The organism is Citrobacter sp. Cu231 (assembly GCF_030332265.1).
GTDB classification, from domain to species: domain Bacteria; phylum Pseudomonadota; class Gammaproteobacteria; order Enterobacterales; family Enterobacteriaceae; genus Citrobacter; species Citrobacter meridianamericanus.
The window spans coordinates 1-14,278 of the sequence record NZ_JAOWIE010000050.1 but is presented as its reverse complement, the minus strand read 5'-3'; the positions used below and the strand labels follow the sequence as shown (position 1 = coordinate 14,278).

Sequence of the window (14,278 nt, the reverse complement as noted above, 5' to 3'; positions counted from 1 at the left end):
AGAAAGGTGGAAAAGCGCGCGGTGTCAGCTGTCAAAATCAAACTGCCATGCGCCTTCGCTTGTCTGGACCACCACTTCCAGTACATTACAGGGAACCATCAGCCCCTTGCCGGTAAATTCATGGGATACAGCACCGCCAAATCCCAGACGTACCGGTTTCCACGGGCTGGCGAATTCTGCATCCTGGCAGTTTCCCCTGTTGACAATGAGTTGTTTAATCACAATCGAATCGACTTTTGATGTAACCCGAATCGATGAATAGTGACTGTAGCTTCCCGGGCTGAAGCTGACACTGACCGGTGAAGACGCGGCCAGCGAAGAAAATGACAGCAGACAGAGTGCTGCGACTGTAATGATTTTCTTCATGATATTTCCTTTAACCTGTAAGAGTGAGGCAGAACTACAGTGCAAATCCGGGTACACAGCCGTTGTCACCGAAGGCAGGAAGAACTGCAGCAGCCCCCGCTAAAGTGAAAGTGGCAGGTTTTACCCCGCTACCTGAAACCACAACACGTTTGCCGGTGCGTAATTTGTTCCAGGCCCACATCACATTGTCAGACCCCACATGAGACGCGCTCTCGCTGATATTCACTTCTTCAGCGCTATCAATTCTCATGGTAAGTGTCTGGCCGCTGTCCATCCTGACCTGATGGCCGTTCACGTCAGTGAAGATAATGGTCGCTGACTGTGAGCCGGAACTGTCGCAGGACAGATAAAGTTGTGATTGCCCTTTACCGAGGATGATGTATTCAGACGTTCCCTGCGCATAGCCACTTACCCAGCTATCACGGTTGCCAAACGCATGCGAGACAGAAGGCGTCAGCGCTGAAGCCAGTAAAAATGAAATAATCAGTTTATTTTTCATTGGAGTGTCCTGTCAGAAGCCAGCCATATTGCCCAGGGTGGTGATAATGAACAGCAGGCAGGCCATAAAGATAATGAGGGTGATGTACCAGCAGGTGAACTTACCGAACAGACGCAGAAATGTTTTCATGTGCGGTCCTTTGCAATAAGCCAGTAAAGCAGCCCCGCCAGTATCGGGTCGATTATCAGACCGAGAATGAACCAGCCCCAGAACGAACGTCCGTTAGCGGAAGCCACGATACCCAGCAACAGGGCCAGACCGCCCCATAACAGAATTAACGGCATATACTTTCCTTAATGCGTGACAATACCTGCGATACATCGCATTGATTTTGATGGTTAAAATTAACAAATCACATAATGCCCTGTGGATTATGTGGCTACCGGATTAATCATGTACAACGATGAATATCGATCAGCTCGATCGACAAAATCGATCGTAATGAAACAAGAAAACTTATCGAAACCGATAAGGCCATTCATCGAAAGCGAAGTGTCTAACCGAAGAAAAATCCCCACATGGAGCGTGCCGCACGGGCGACAGTGTGTGTTACAGACTGCAGCGCAATGCGAGCCACCTGTGGTAGCGGGGCCAGATCAATAATCTTATCAATCATTTCCACCACGGCATCGCCAAAGCTGCTGCTGGCGGTGCTGATGACGCTGGCGGTGTAATACCCATTATGCAGGTGGGGAACCAGCGGGCTGCGGGCCTGCTTTGGGAGGCGGGTAATCATCGCTTCCACCAGACGTGACAGGCGATAACGCCCCCGCACCGAGACCGGCAGAATATCCTGCTCAGCAATCCCTAACTGACGAGCCACAGCCCGCCGTTTCTGTGTAATATGTTCAGTCTGTAATGCGGAAGGCTGCGCCGACGACCAGTTCCACAACTCGGCGGGCTCAAGTTTGTCCACCTGGTTCAGTACCCACAGCACTGGCGGCACAGGTCCGCTGAACTGCGCGAACACGTCCCGATAAAACTGCTCTTCCACCGCATAAGCCCGGTCATCGGCCTTAAGTACCCACAGCACCATATCCAGCTGTGGCATGAGGTCCCGGTACAGCTCACGGTATTCACCGTCACGGGTAAAACTTTCACCCACGCCGGGTAAATCAACGAGCGTCAGGAAGTGATTACCGAAACGTAGCCGTACGCGCTGTGGCTGGCGGGTACAGGCCTCCACTGCATTGACTGCACAGACTTCACTGCGGAACAGCGCGTTACACAGCGAGGATTTACCGACGCCGGTTTTACCCACGATTCCAATCACCGGTTCATAAGTGACCAGACGGTTAAGTTCCTGGATTAGATGCTCGCGCAGCGCGTGCGGATAACGCCGAAGATGGCGACGGATAAGGGCATAGCCTGAAGGATGTTTCATATCGGCCTCTGAATGAAAAAAAACCATCCGGTGAGGATGGCCTGCTGGAGTTAAAAGGCAGGGAATTCAGTAAGGTGATATATAACTGAGATTTTTTTTAGTTTTTCTGATTCAGCTCAGCCCAGGTTTTTTCTATCAAATATTCAATGACATCAGCCCTGTTACGGTTAAAACGCTTCTCCAGTTTGACCAGCGTATTTTTAGTACCTGGAGAAATACGAATATTAACCGGTGCCTTATCGGCAACTTTCTTACGATGTTTCATATTTGCGTAACGCTTACGCAATGTATTAAGGTAAAGAGCTTTCGTGTCTTCTCGACCATCCCATAAGTAGTAAAGTAATGGTATAGCCTGAGACAGAAGAGACTCACTAAGATCCCACTTGTTTATGTTATTTAATAAGTTCGGGTGACCATTAAACTGTTTCCAGACCCATTTGACATCTTCCGGCCCAGCATCTGTAAACCAGGCGAAATCTTTTCGGCGTAGGTCTCTTATATGCGAGTAATCGATTTTTATTTCGTCGAGTGTACGTTGCAACTTGTCAGGTGAAAAGCTGAGCAGGTCAAGAATATATAATCCAGCCATAAAACACTTCTTTGGATTATCTGGCGTTCGGATTGGAAGTTCATTAACGGTAATTTTTGAGTTATTTTTATCACATACTATTTTTTTGTCATGATAACTGTTGCCAGCAAGAGATAAGATCTCATCACCAAGCTGTTGATCTCTGAATTTTTTTAAAAGATAAAGCCAGAAAAAGACACTGGATTTTTCATCATGAGAGAACCAGGATGCAATTGTTTCATCAACACAGTACTTTCTGTACATTCCCTGGTTTTCTAGAAAATTCCGAATGATCTCTGATTTATCATTTTCTGTTAATATTTGCTCAATAAGTCTGTTAATGGCTCCATTGAAACGGAGAAGTTCTCTCTCACTCCCTGATGCATACAAGCTGGCTAGATCAGTATATCCTACTGGCTATGCCTATGGTCATCACATGGTTGTTAGGTTTTTTTATAAGTGTATGCCTGATGTTCTCAGGCGTTGAGGGGATACGAATTTTTTTGGTAATTTTTGTCATCTATGTATGTGCATTCATTTTTTGCCTGTCAAACCTTGGTCTGTTGAGCCGCTGGGTGGAGGATATGGCTCCCAGCAAAAAAACTAAAAAAAACAAATTGTAATCTAAGAACATAGTGCCCGAAGAAGTTCTGGTGTCATAGGGTCAAAGAGTTTTACAACGCCTGATTTTAAGTGCAGTTCACATCGTGGAGTACAGCCAGGTAGTTCGTCAACAGGACTCTCGTCTGGCTTATTTCGCCGGAAGGGATTTGTCACTGGCATTACGGATCATTGATAGGAATTAAAACCAAAAAATGGACAAAACTTAACCGCACCAGCCCTCCGTCATGCCGGGCTGGTGCAGCTTTGGTGTTGGGGTTTGGGGAGCAACGGAACAGTAAACGCCGTTAAGCGGTCATTTTAAATAGCCAATAATTAACCGGCCAATTTACATCGCAGATTGCCATTCTTAGCCACCACTTTTACGATAGCCAAATTACCTATACTCATCTTGGCCGCGGCGTTGTTGAATAAATCAGGTTTCGGGCAAGGATCCCCGTAGCGAGTCGTGTTTTCAGGTAATACGAACGCTTTCTGGCATACCTGCCTTCGTCATTTTGTTCAGTGCATGCACCATGGTCATAGCCTCCGCTACCTGCCCATCATAATCACGCAGCGTCAGTGAACCGCCGAACAACTGTTTTATCCTGTACATCGCCGTTTCCGCTATTGAGCGACGATTGTAATCTGTTGTCCATCTCCACCGGGTATTGCTCCCCGTCAGACGCTGGTTTGCTACTGCACGATTACGGTCTGCATACTCCACTGGCCAGTAACCTGCTCCCTTTCGAGGTGGGATAAGGGCGCTGATTTTCTTACGCCGCAGTTCATCGTGACACAACCGCGTATCATAAGCGCCATCCGCTGCGGCTGACCTGATTTTTCTGTGTGTTTGCCGGATTAGCCCGGGAAAGGCCACTGCATCCGTGACATTGTTCAGAGAAAGGTCTGCGCAGATTATTTCATGTGTTTTGGCATCGACTGCAAGGTGCAGTTTTCGCCAGATACGGCGGCGTTCTTTGCCGTGTTTTTTGACTTTCCATTCACCTTCACCGAAGACTTTCAGCCCTGTGGAGTCAATCACCAGATGCGCTATCTCTCCTCGAGAGGATGTTTTAAAACTGACATTCACCGATTTTGCCCGCTTGCTGACACTGCTGTAATCCGGACTGCGCAACGGGCCCTCCATCAGGGTAAAAATGGAATCAAGAAAGCCCTGTGCGGCCCGCAGGCTCAGTCGGAATACGCGTTTAACCATGAGGACGGTCGTGATGGCAAGGTCAGAATAGCGCTGAGGCCTTCCCCGGGATGAAGGCGTTGCTGACTCATACCAAGTCTGAATAGCCTCATCGTCCAGCCAGAAAGTGAGGGAGCCACGGTTGATGAGGGTCTTGTTGTAGGTCTTCCAATTGGTGATTTTGAATTTTTGTTTTGCCACGGCATGTCGTCTGCGTTGTTGGGAGGATCTGAGCTCTGATCCTTCAACACAGCAAAAGTTCGATTTATTCAACAACGCCATCTGCCGGTTACGTCGCACTAAGTGGGCGTCCGATAATTGTAGGCATGTTACATGCTTGCGTATTCCACTGCTGCTATATAATCCTCTGAATATCATTTCATTAATATTTTTTAGAAGGCCAGTAATATCCTTGCGCGAGTGTGATGTTGTTCTTCATCAGATACTCAAGATGTGATGTGGTCTCTATTCCTTCAATAATCAAAAAATCAGGGCAGAACGAATATAACTCGTTCATATCTGATTTTTTTTCATAAGCATTCCAGAAAGAGTATTTATCTATCTTTAGGCCAATACCTTTCACTGGAACGATTTTTTCAGTTTTAATATCAACATCATCAACCCATACATTTACTCTGTAGGGTAGTGAACACCTGATTTGGTTCAATAATTGCGATTTCAAAATATGAGGAGTGTATTGAATTTCAATATTTAAGTTCACGGCCTGAATATATTTGTAAATTGAAAGAATGAAGTTGTCACTTATCAGTAAAGATAGCGGGGCGTTTATGAATAAATTTCTCACCAGTGTTGGGTTATGAAAACATTCCATATTGAAAAAATATAATTGCTCATAGAAAATATGGGCAAGCATTTCATTGGGAAGAGAGTTGAAATAGGTCTCAGCATTAACGAATAAGTCATGTGGACATGATAGTATTTCATATCCTTTCACTTTGTTATTAAATATGTTAACTATGGGCTCTAGTTTAAAATTGAAATATAAATTTTTTATCTTTATCAAAATAATCACCATTTAAATTTAACTCTAATGATATTTTTATTGAAAAATAAGGGGCAGGTATACTACGAAAGTATAATTATTTTTGATAAGACTAATAAAATAGATTTAGATTGTTCAAAAGATAATAGCTAAAATAACAGTGTAAGCATCCAGCGAGGATCGTATTGAGGGGAATGTGTTATTTAGTTGGCAGTGCTACGCGCCAGGGGAGCAGGTCATTTCTAGGCGGTGTCCTTTAATCACCTGAGCTATAGTAACTGCCTGTTTCCACAACATATTGAACTATGGCTCGTTACGGTCTTCCCGATGAAGCACGGACTCTTATCCAGCCCATATTACCTGCTGAACCAGCAACACCACGGACCGGACGCCCAGCCTAGACAGCGTATCGCCAGATGGCTGACACTGGATTATTTTTGGGAATAATCCGCCGCTTTATTGATAGCCATCTGTATCGCTTCCGTACTGAGGTATCCAGGAATAACTGTAACGTTATCAGGACTGGCACCGTTTGAAGGAAGAACAACCAGAGCAGGCGTTCCGCTGAAATTCAGCTGCCGGGCCAGCATGTTAATGCCGTCCAGTGTTCCCTGTACATCGCCAGCTTTACCAGCGTCAAATTTTACCACTTTCGCAGCTTCACTGATATCCGTATCGGTGAGTTGTCCCTCATTATGTCCGGTGGCATAAATCGCATTATGATATTTCATATACGCATCAGCCCCTTTCTGCTGCCAGACCTGCAGCCCGGTTTTCGCCGCACTCAGCGACGCAGGCCAGTGCAGACCAAATACCGGGAACTCCTTGAACACGAAGCGCACTCCCGGGTTGGCTTTTATCTCCTTCTCCAGCTCTGGCGCGAGCCGGGCACAGTAGATGCACTGGTAATCAAAGAACTCGACGACCGCCACTTCCGCACTGGCGGGACCATATGACGGCGTGCCTTTATCGTCCAGCAACGCCGCCTGATTCTGAATCACGGCGGTCATCATTGCCTGTTGCTGCTTTTCCTGCTTTTGAGCCTGCAGTCTCTGGCTGACCTCAATCAGTACAGCCGGATGAGCCGGCAGATAGTCTTTCGCAATTTCATCTGTGTGGGCTTCCTGCTCCGGCGTGGAGACCGTCGCTGATTTTCCTGCCTCTGCGGCATTTGCCATACCGGACAGCAGACATCCGGCCGTCAGCACCGCCAGTGTGGTGCGCTTTGCTGTTAACATCTTATGGTTCCTTATTTTCAGCAATGGTGGCTGCCTGTTTCCGTACCCACTCCAGTCTTGTCGTGACTACACGTTCACGCGCCGGCGGAATAAGCGATTCCACGGAGCGCCAGCGTACTGGGTCGGCAATTGTACTGACGGTCACGGTAGCAATTGCGGTCGGCTCCGCGTTGAACGTCCGATTTCATGATAAGGTTGAGCGTAAACTCGGTAAGCTCACGCAGAAAGTCCTCGCCGTCGAGTTGCACCAAAGTGTTGCTGAATGTCATGCTATTGTCAGCCATCGTTTGGCTCCATCTAAGATAATTGTCTAATTAACCATTACCTTACCGGATAAGCCGATGGCTCTCACCATCCTTCCTAATTTATACCACGTCCTAAGACTCTACCAATTGAACGATGTCTATGAATCACACACAGTACCATCCTATTTTCACTCGTAATGGTATGGCCGTATTAATCTTCATACATCAAGCCCCAGATTTTTTCACTCAGAGACGACAACTACCCTGACATGGGAGGTGGTTCAAATTTTCCCAGTCTCACAGTAAGTAACGGAGAAAATCTACGGCTAAAAAACGAGCAACGCCGCCATAACTGCCAACATAAGCAGAAGAATATTCACACAGCAGAGACTATGGCGAAAAAGAACATATCGGCGCTCTCGCTGGCGTCGCGAAAGCACCTTTATGTTATCTTCGCGGCCCGTTATTACTTCGGCTCCTGGCGGGATATCGCCAGCCAGTGCAGGTAACGTTCCGTGAACCATTTCCGGTGTGTTTCATCCATATTCCCGGTCACTGCATCAATATCCACAGTTCTTCCCTGTACTGCCATCTGTGCAAATGCGATGGCCAGAAATTCAAAATTATGCAGTGAATAAATATCGTCACCTTTATTCATTTTATTCACTCCGTCGGCCTGAAGGGATTAACCCCTTGGAGGTTCTTTTATCATTACCCGTGGAAATTAAATATTCGATTATATTGAAGTCTTCTATAATCGCTCCCGGCGTCACAGTCATCTCGGCGGCGTCAGTCCAGAGGTCTTTGAACAGGCCTCGTTGCGAGGACCTAATTTGTCTACTGTCATGGGATCAGTCTACTCGTTGATACAGTACTCTAAATACCTCCTTTATGGAAGTATATAATAATCAGTTTACTCAATTATATCAGGGCTTAATCTGAGGAAATGTCCACGATCCATCCAGTAATTTTTTGCGCGGTTCATATAGACGGACTGTATAATTCCATCTTGGCATCACAGGTATACAGTTAGGAGTGCTGTATGTACAATTACCGAATTGAATAGTTACTGAACCATCCTTATTTTTGGCGGCAGTAACACTGTTGACAGAATATGAATTAAGACTATTTTTCTTAAAGTAGCCTTCTGAATCATAAACACTTATTGACCAGAAACCATTGACAGGAACATTCTTCACTGTCAGAGTTTCAGTGTGCTTTCCATCGTTGTTTTTAGGGTGCCTGGGGATATACATAGCATTACTACTAGGGAGCCCTCCCCAGCCCACTGCCGCCCCTATTAGATGGTGAATAGGATTGACATTCTCTTTGCTACCAAACATTCGTTCTGAGTTGGTGATGGTTGTGCCAAGTACCTTTAGTGCATCACGTAATCTTGTTTGGGAGTTAGAGTCCCAATTCGGGATATTAAATTTCGCTTTTGTTTCTCCAATTATATTTTGTGACACCTTGATTTCATTTTGTAATTTATTGGCAGCTTTAACATCATCATTATTCTGAGGAGCAACCATGGTTCGTACGACGAGAGCCATATAACGAGTATCAATACCAATATCACCAGTTCCAACACCTTTCTTGAAGTAAGTTCTGGTTTTGATCTTTCTTGCATCAAAAACATCATCTGTATAATGTTCTTCATCAATAGACTGAGCCGTCATGTAACGGCCATTAGTCTCAGGGAGAGTCAATGTTACTGGCCCTACATCTAGATCAAAAATAGCTATTGAATAAAGGGTATCGCGGTTCATCCTTACAACTTTTTGCTCGGTAATGGGAGTTGGCTTGTACGCATGGTGAAACACTCCGAGCTTACCTTTGTGTACGTAATACGCCATGATTGTATCCGTTTCCGCACGGCTAAAGTTGTCGACGGATACAGGTGTGATATTGCTCTCGGCTTGCGCAATGACAACACCAGTGGTTGATGCAATACAAAAACCAATAATTAATCTAATGTATCTGTTCATGCTATTGCTCCGTTATGAAATAATATTGTTGTAAAGTCCATTATAATTAAGAGCCTATCTCAATAGAATTTTTTCCAGACAATGACGCTGCATGCAAAATGCAGCATTGCCTCGTAGTTCTCGACCATTTTCTCCCAACGCGTCAGTACGCGGCGAAACCGATTCATCCAGCTATGCGTCCTTTCTACAACCCAACGGTGAGAATTGAAGTCCGTGTTTTTAAGAGCCTCTGATTCCTCTTTCCTCGACTGGATGTGAGGTTCATAACGACGCGCCCTCAGACAATTTACCATTCATAGCCTTTGTCCATGCACAGAGGGAGCCAGTGCCCCTGCGCTACCATGGTGTTTTTGAAGTGCTCTTGTAGCAACTGTCTCTATCTGCTGCCTCTCCTCAGATGGTTTGCTCTGAGCGCACTGTTAGCGGTTGGTAAGCCGGTAATAGTAGTCGGAGTATCTCACCGTCAGTCCCGGAATCCCGGAAAGAGACGCTGCAGGCCCTGCGCGGAATTCCGGGACTGACGGTGTTTTCATAAGTCATAGCCCCCTGTATCAGGCAATAAAAGTCAAAAGCCCGGCCCGCGCCACGGCGGGATAAGCGGAAAATTCCGGTAAGAGTGTTAACGGGCAGTATATAGATCCGATTAATGCGGTTAAATCATATCTGAGATCTCTATTTTAACCATTAGAAGCATAAAATAAAAAACATGGCTTTTTAAGATAATTTTACAGATTGATGATCTACAAAATTATCTTAAAATAGATGATAAGATCGGTAATGCAATAACTACAGAATAATTGCAAATTAATTAAAGGGTGATATAGGTCACAAAAAACACCTCGGAATAAAAATATTCCGTCGTCAGAGGAAGGAAATAAGTGAGGAGAATGAAATCTGTCGACTAACTGCGAAAGGAATAACACCTGTCGTTTTCATTGAAATTATATTTCAGAATGTTGCAGGTGGATTATTCAGAAATCAAATAATACATATCAATAATATTAAATACAGATATTAGTATTATTCTGAGGCATTATATCAGTTCAGGTAAGGTATTTTTACCATGTCGTACCCAGCTCTGTTATCCGGCCTCGGGGCCGGATTTTTTTTGGTTCCACGTCATTACTCTATTTCTCCGTGACCAGTAATGACGTGGGTTTCCACATAAGCGACCGAAAGTCAGTATCAGTTACGCCACCTGTTTTTCAGGCCAAAATGGTTCCGCGAATGACAATCCGTCGCCGGCCTGATGTTGAAGCTGACCTTTTCGTATCATGGGGTTCTACGTCGCAATCGCCAAAATTTCCGTCAGGTTGCTGACGACCATAACCGAGCGGCATGAAACACACGCAAAACTGTCAGAATCCCCGCTTGAGTCTGGTAGACCAGAATGTAATGAGGTCTGACCACCACTTCCCGGGTGCCTTTGATCCGTCTTGGTTTGTACATGTCAGGATTGCCACAAGCCCATTCAGCTGTCGTTTCAAACTCATCATCCTAGCCTATTGTCGCCTGCGGGTTATCCTAGCTGATATAGTCCATGATATTTTCCCTGTCCATCAGGGCCATTGGTTTTATTCCAGGCGCATCGCGCTCCATTACGTAGGACACTCTTTCGGGCAGCAAAGCGTCGTCTGGCTTCCTCAACAGACACGGCCGCTCGAGGAACACCAATGGTTGCCTGAACCTGTCCCCAGAACCACGCATCGTATGCGACGGCTTCATGCGTCCGTTTTAGCACCACCGACCTGTCCGACCGGGTGTTACGATTCTGACCTTTCGGACTGTAGTTGGAAGCATCAATGTACAAACTGTACGATCCCAACGTCTTTCAAATAACTGACCAGCATTTCCAGCTTTTTGAATAACCGTATTCGGCGACTGCGCGGCCAGGGGCCGTTCATTCAATCCGAACTTCACGGTCAGAGCCCTGCCTCCGGATGTGCTCACGACGTGGGCGGCACGGACAGCACCAGCCTCAACAGGGTCTGAAGTTCAACCGTACGAGATAGTACGCCAAGTATATTTTTGAGCAGCATTGGCAAGTGAAGAATACGAGTGTGTTGTTTATTCTTTTCATTGAGGCCACTATCCGTGCAGTTTTCAGCATTTCTGGTTTTAATAAACTCGGTAATCAAATCAACGTAAACCTGACCAACAACACCACGAATTTATAGAGTAAAAATCATAATGTTACGTTCTTAGCGTACGTTTCCGTTCCATTCGGCTTCAAACCCCTTAGCCGGGCAATCCCGTAGCAAACCACTGTTGGCATCCCTGCATGCGAGGTTGGTGGAGAAAAGCGCAACGCTGTCAAAAAAATCCCTGTTGAGCGATAAGTTCGCTTAAGCTCTTAACCAGTGGGATGCGCTGTGCTACTACTGCGATGATGGTCTGGCATAGCCTGATAATAACGCTACTGAGTGCGGGCTGTGAGTGGTCTGCCTTGGCAAGAAAAACTACGTCTTCTTCGGTAGCGATCATGGTGGTGAGCGTGGAGCTCTGCTGTATAGTCTTATCGGAACATGCTGGCTGAATGACATTGTTCCGGAAGCCTACCTCAGATATATCCTGAGTGTGCTGCCGGAGTGGTTATCGAATAAAGTGGCAGAACTTCTGCCATGGAACGTAGATCTCACCAATAAATAGCCGTCAATACGGCACTCACTTTACGCTTACCAAAAAACGGAAGTAACCATATTTTCTCACCATGAACCTTAAATAGCGGCAGAATATTACAATAGCCAACGATTTAAAGATATTATCCATTTTTGATTGTTGATTTCCGGATGTGACGCTTTTGCATCGCATCCGGCATTTCACAGATACAAAGCCGGGAAAATCAAATTTTCCACCCCGCGCTCGCGCAATTTTTGCGCGAGGATCTCCACATCCTCCGGCGTGGCGCTCGGCCAGTCTTTTGCTTCGCCGTATACCCCGTGCGCATGAAAGGCATTCAGTCGCACCGGCACGTCACCTGAACGTGTGATAAACGCCGCCAGCGCATCGATATGCTGGAGATAATCCACCTGACCAGGAATAATCAGCAGGCGCAGTTCCGCAAGTTTCCCTTGCCCGGACAGAAAGGTAATGCTTTGTTTAATCAGCGTGTTATCGCGACCAGTCAACTGACGATGACATGCGCTATCCCAGGCTTTTAAATCGAGCATCACGCCGTCGCACACCGGTAGCAATCTTTGCCAGCCGGTTTCGCTCAGCATGCCGTTGCTGTCTACCATGCAGGTCAGGTGTTGCAACTGCGGATCGGTTTTGATCGCGCTAAACAGCGCCACAATAAACGGTAGCTGGGTCGTCGCTTCGCCGCCGCTGACCGTAATTCCCTCAATAAACAGTGCTGCCTTGCGAATAGACTGCAGCACCTCATCAATGCTCATGGTCTGCGCCATCGGCGTAGCCTGCTGTGGGCACATGTGCAGGCAGGTGTCACACTGCTGGCATACGTCGGACTGCCACCACACTTTTCCTGCACTCAGGCTGAGTGCCTCATGCGGGCAATGCAGGACACACTCCCCGCAGTCATTGCAGCGTCCCATCGTCCACGGATTGTGGCAATTTTTACAGCGCAGATTGCACCCCTGCAGAAACAGAGCCAGGCGACTGCCCGGCCCGTCGACGCAGGAGAAAGGGATAATCTTACTTACCGAAGCGCATCTGCTGTTCATGGCTAATCACGCGAGGTTGTCGTTCCAGAATGCGCGTATTGCGCGCGGCTTCTTCGCCCAGCCAGGTTGTGTTGGTGCGAGAACCTGCGGCGCGATATTTTTCCAGATCCGACAGGCGCACCATATAACCGGTGACGCGAACCAGATCGTTACCGCTCACGTTAGCGGTAAATTCACGCATCCCGGCTTTAAACGCGCCGAGGCATAATTGCACCAGCGCCTGGGGATTACGCTTGATGGTTTCATCCAGCGTGAGAATGTCGCTGATACCGGCGTGATAATACGCGTGATGCGGCGCAACGGTCTGCAGGTGAGTGATTGGGTCCGGTTCATCGCCGTAGGGCAGACGTGCGCCCGGCGTGGTGCCGATGTCAGAACTGATCCCCGACTGTGCATGCAGCATCGCGCGCTGATTCCAGCCATATTTCACTGGCGTGCTTTCTACAAATTCCGCCAGTTGGGCGCTAATGCGATAGCCAAGCTGATTGGCAAACTCATCTTTCCCGTAACGCGCGCATTGCCCTGCTTTTTCACACAGCAGATTTACCGCCTCCGCCAGGCCATACATACCGAACATAGGCACAAAACGTTTGGGATCAATCAACCCTTCCTGCACCAGGAAGCTATTCTCAAAGAAATGTGATTTTTCATAGAGGAATTCACATCGTGCATCAATGATGGCGATTTGCTGCTGGCAGTAGTGCGGTAGGGTGCACGTAAAGAAGTCATCGACAGAGGTGCTGCGCTCTGCGATGGCTTTCAGATTGAGCCTGACCAGCGTACTTCCGCCGCCAGCCAGCGGCAGTGAGTTGTAACAACTGACGACGCCGTAGTGGCTTTTTGTGAAAATTTTATCATTTTCAGGGCCGTTGGAAATGTGTGGTTTACTGCATTCACAGATATTTTTCGCCACGTTAAGCAGCAGATCGTCAGGGGTGATTTGCGGATCATAAATAAAAGTAAGATTAGGTGAAACCTGCTTTAACTCTGCATCTGCGCGTAAAATTGCGCGTGTAATCGGCGTGTCGGCTGGACCAATGTTGGCATGCATAAAAGCATCTGGCAGGGTGCGGTCGAGATAACGCCAAAAACGTTTTATTCGAATATCGATCTCATCTTGTGTTAGAATTCTAACATATGGTTGCAGTAGAGCATCGAGCTGACCGAGATAGACCGGCGTCGACGTTACTGACGGAACGTGATGGTACAGGATGGTGAGTAAGGATAACGCGTCATCAAGATCCTTTGCTCCTTCCAGCTCCAGCCATGATGAACCGTTGGCCAGAAAACGCGCGTAGTCGGGTAAAACATAACGCGGTTTGAACGGGGCATGGCCTTCGTACATATCGCAGATCACCCCGTCATCCAGCGCCTGGCGTGCTTCAGCAGGCAGTTGCGGGTAAGGCAGTGCGTTTTCAGCCTCCAGCGCCAGAAAGTGGCGTTTCTGCTCAGGGCTGAGCACCGGACTGGTCACGATTTGTTGGCAACGCTGTTGCAGCGCGAGTT

12 protein-coding genes and 7 pseudogenes are annotated in these 14,278 nt (G+C 47.1%); 3 read left to right on the top strand and 16 right to left on the bottom strand.

The features are described 5' to 3' along the window. Positions 1–24: 24 nt before the first annotated feature. The 8 genes and pseudogenes from OGY15_RS22525 to OGY15_RS22490 all read right to left on the bottom strand — a co-directional run bounded on the left by OGY15_RS22525 (position 25) and on the right by OGY15_RS22490 (position 5,639). Positions 25–366, bottom strand: a complete 342-nt coding sequence (locus OGY15_RS22525; protein WP_286541189.1) for a hypothetical protein — start codon at positions 364–366, stop codon at positions 25–27. 34 nt (positions 367–400) lie between these two features. Next, positions 401–865 carry a YfjT/YkfB family phage-associated protein gene (locus OGY15_RS22520; protein ID WP_286541187.1) on the bottom strand — a complete coding sequence of 155 codons (465 nt, stop codon included), beginning with the start codon at positions 863–865 and terminating at the stop codon, positions 401–403. Between the two features lie 125 nt (positions 866–990). Then, positions 991–1,149, bottom strand: a complete 159-nt coding sequence (locus tag OGY15_RS22515; protein WP_001128372.1) for a hypothetical protein — start codon at positions 1,147–1,149, stop codon at positions 991–993. Positions 1,150–1,361: 212 nt separating this feature from the next. After that, positions 1,362–2,249 carry a GTPase family protein gene (locus OGY15_RS22510; RefSeq protein ID WP_286541185.1) on the bottom strand — a complete coding sequence of 296 codons (888 nt, stop codon included), beginning with the start codon at positions 2,247–2,249 and terminating at the stop codon, positions 1,362–1,364. A gap of 97 nt (positions 2,250–2,346) precedes the next feature. Beyond that, the gene (locus OGY15_RS22505; RefSeq protein WP_286541184.1) at positions 2,347–3,081 is read right to left on the bottom strand and encodes a hypothetical protein; all 735 of its coding nucleotides are present in this window, start codon (positions 3,079–3,081) and stop codon (positions 2,347–2,349) included. Between the two features lie 360 nt (positions 3,082–3,441). Then, positions 3,442–3,597: pseudogene (locus tag OGY15_RS22500) on the bottom strand (IS66-like element accessory protein TnpA); the annotation flags it as partial. 295 nt (positions 3,598–3,892) lie between these two features. Then, positions 3,893–4,863, bottom strand: a pseudogene (locus tag OGY15_RS22495) (IS5 family transposase). A gap of 134 nt (positions 4,864–4,997) precedes the next feature. Next, positions 4,998–5,639, bottom strand: coding sequence for an EAL domain-containing protein (locus OGY15_RS22490; protein ID WP_286541182.1), 642 nt, complete (start codon positions 5,637–5,639; stop codon positions 4,998–5,000). A 284-nt stretch (positions 5,640–5,923) separates the two neighbouring features. Here OGY15_RS22490 and OGY15_RS22485 point away from each other — a divergent pair. Then, positions 5,924–6,013: pseudogene (locus OGY15_RS22485) on the top strand (IS5/IS1182 family transposase); the annotation flags it as partial. 36 nt (positions 6,014–6,049) lie between these two features. On the opposite strand, the gene OGY15_RS22480 reads toward OGY15_RS22485, so the two are convergent. From OGY15_RS22480 to OGY15_RS22470, 3 genes and pseudogenes are all read right to left on the bottom strand, one after another. Further along, on the bottom strand, positions 6,050–6,856 hold the full coding sequence (locus OGY15_RS22480) for a DsbA family protein (RefSeq protein WP_286541180.1): 807 nt from the start codon (positions 6,854–6,856) through the stop codon (positions 6,050–6,052). 101 nt (positions 6,857–6,957) lie between these two features. After that, positions 6,958–7,140: pseudogene (locus OGY15_RS22475) on the bottom strand (IS256 family transposase); the annotation flags it as partial. 427 nt (positions 7,141–7,567) lie between these two features. Next, on the bottom strand, positions 7,568–7,759 hold the full coding sequence (locus OGY15_RS22470; RefSeq protein WP_286541178.1) for a glycogen synthase: 192 nt from the start codon (positions 7,757–7,759) through the stop codon (positions 7,568–7,570). 70 nt (positions 7,760–7,829) lie between these two features. Here OGY15_RS22470 and OGY15_RS22465 point away from each other — a divergent pair. Further along, positions 7,830–8,006, top strand: a pseudogene (locus OGY15_RS22465) (IS3 family transposase); the annotation flags it as partial. A gap of 21 nt (positions 8,007–8,027) precedes the next feature. On the opposite strand, the gene OGY15_RS22460 reads toward OGY15_RS22465, so the two are convergent. From OGY15_RS22460 to OGY15_RS22450, 3 genes and pseudogenes are all read right to left on the bottom strand, one after another. Next, positions 8,028–9,089, bottom strand: coding sequence for a DUF1254 domain-containing protein (locus tag OGY15_RS22460; protein WP_286541176.1), 1,062 nt, complete (start codon positions 9,087–9,089; stop codon positions 8,028–8,030). Between the two features lie 59 nt (positions 9,090–9,148). Next, positions 9,149–9,411, bottom strand: a pseudogene (locus tag OGY15_RS22455) (transposase); the annotation flags it as partial. Positions 9,412–10,397: 986 nt separating this feature from the next. Then, entirely contained in the window at positions 10,398–10,538 is a 141-nt protein-coding gene (locus OGY15_RS22450) for a type II toxin-antitoxin system RelE/ParE family toxin (protein ID WP_502872336.1), read from the bottom strand. Positions 10,539–11,330: 792 nt separating this feature from the next. On the opposite strand from OGY15_RS22450, the pseudogene OGY15_RS22445 reads away from it, so the two are divergent. After that, positions 11,331–11,738, top strand: a pseudogene (locus OGY15_RS22445) (IS66 family transposase); the annotation flags it as partial. A 170-nt stretch (positions 11,739–11,908) separates the two neighbouring features. Here the strand turns inward: OGY15_RS22445 and OGY15_RS22440 are convergent. Both OGY15_RS22440 and OGY15_RS22435 read right to left on the bottom strand, forming a co-directional pair. After that, positions 11,909–12,772: a YjjW family glycine radical enzyme activase gene (locus OGY15_RS22440; RefSeq protein ID WP_286540379.1), complete on the bottom strand. Its 864-nt coding sequence runs from the start codon at positions 12,770–12,772 to the stop codon at positions 11,909–11,911. After that, the gene (locus OGY15_RS22435) at positions 12,744–14,270 is read right to left on the bottom strand and encodes a YjjI family glycine radical enzyme (protein ID WP_286541173.1); all 1,527 of its coding nucleotides are present in this window, start codon (positions 14,268–14,270) and stop codon (positions 12,744–12,746) included. Before OGY15_RS22435 ends, OGY15_RS22440 begins: the two co-directional genes overlap by 29 nt. Positions 14,271–14,278 lie beyond the last annotated feature (8 nt).

Coding starts and splice junctions, on each gene's coding strand:
- OGY15_RS22525 (WP_286541189.1), bottom strand. CDS start 366: ATGAAGAAAATCATTACAGTCGCAGCACTCTGTCTGCTGTCATTTTCT.
- OGY15_RS22520 (WP_286541187.1), bottom strand. CDS start 865: ATGAAAAATAAACTGATTATTTCATTTTTACTGGCTTCAGCGCTGACG.
- OGY15_RS22515 (WP_001128372.1), bottom strand. CDS start 1,149: ATGCCGTTAATTCTGTTATGGGGCGGTCTGGCCCTGTTGCTGGGTATC.
- OGY15_RS22510 (WP_286541185.1), bottom strand. CDS start 2,249: ATGAAACATCCTTCAGGCTATGCCCTTATCCGTCGCCATCTTCGGCGT.
- OGY15_RS22505 (WP_286541184.1), bottom strand. CDS start 3,081: ATGTACAGAAAGTACTGTGTTGATGAAACAATTGCATCCTGGTTCTCT.
- OGY15_RS22480 (WP_286541180.1), bottom strand. CDS start 6,856: ATGTTAACAGCAAAGCGCACCACACTGGCGGTGCTGACGGCCGGATGT.
- OGY15_RS22470 (WP_286541178.1), bottom strand. CDS start 7,759: ATGAATAAAGGTGACGATATTTATTCACTGCATAATTTTGAATTTCTG.
- OGY15_RS22460 (WP_286541176.1), bottom strand. CDS start 9,089: ATGAACAGATACATTAGATTAATTATTGGTTTTTGTATTGCATCAACC.
- OGY15_RS22450 (WP_502872336.1), bottom strand. CDS start 10,538: ATGTACAAACCAAGACGGATCAAAGGCACCCGGGAAGTGGTGGTCAGA.
- OGY15_RS22440 (WP_286540379.1), bottom strand. CDS start 12,772: ATGAACAGCAGATGCGCTTCGGTAAGTAAGATTATCCCTTTCTCCTGC.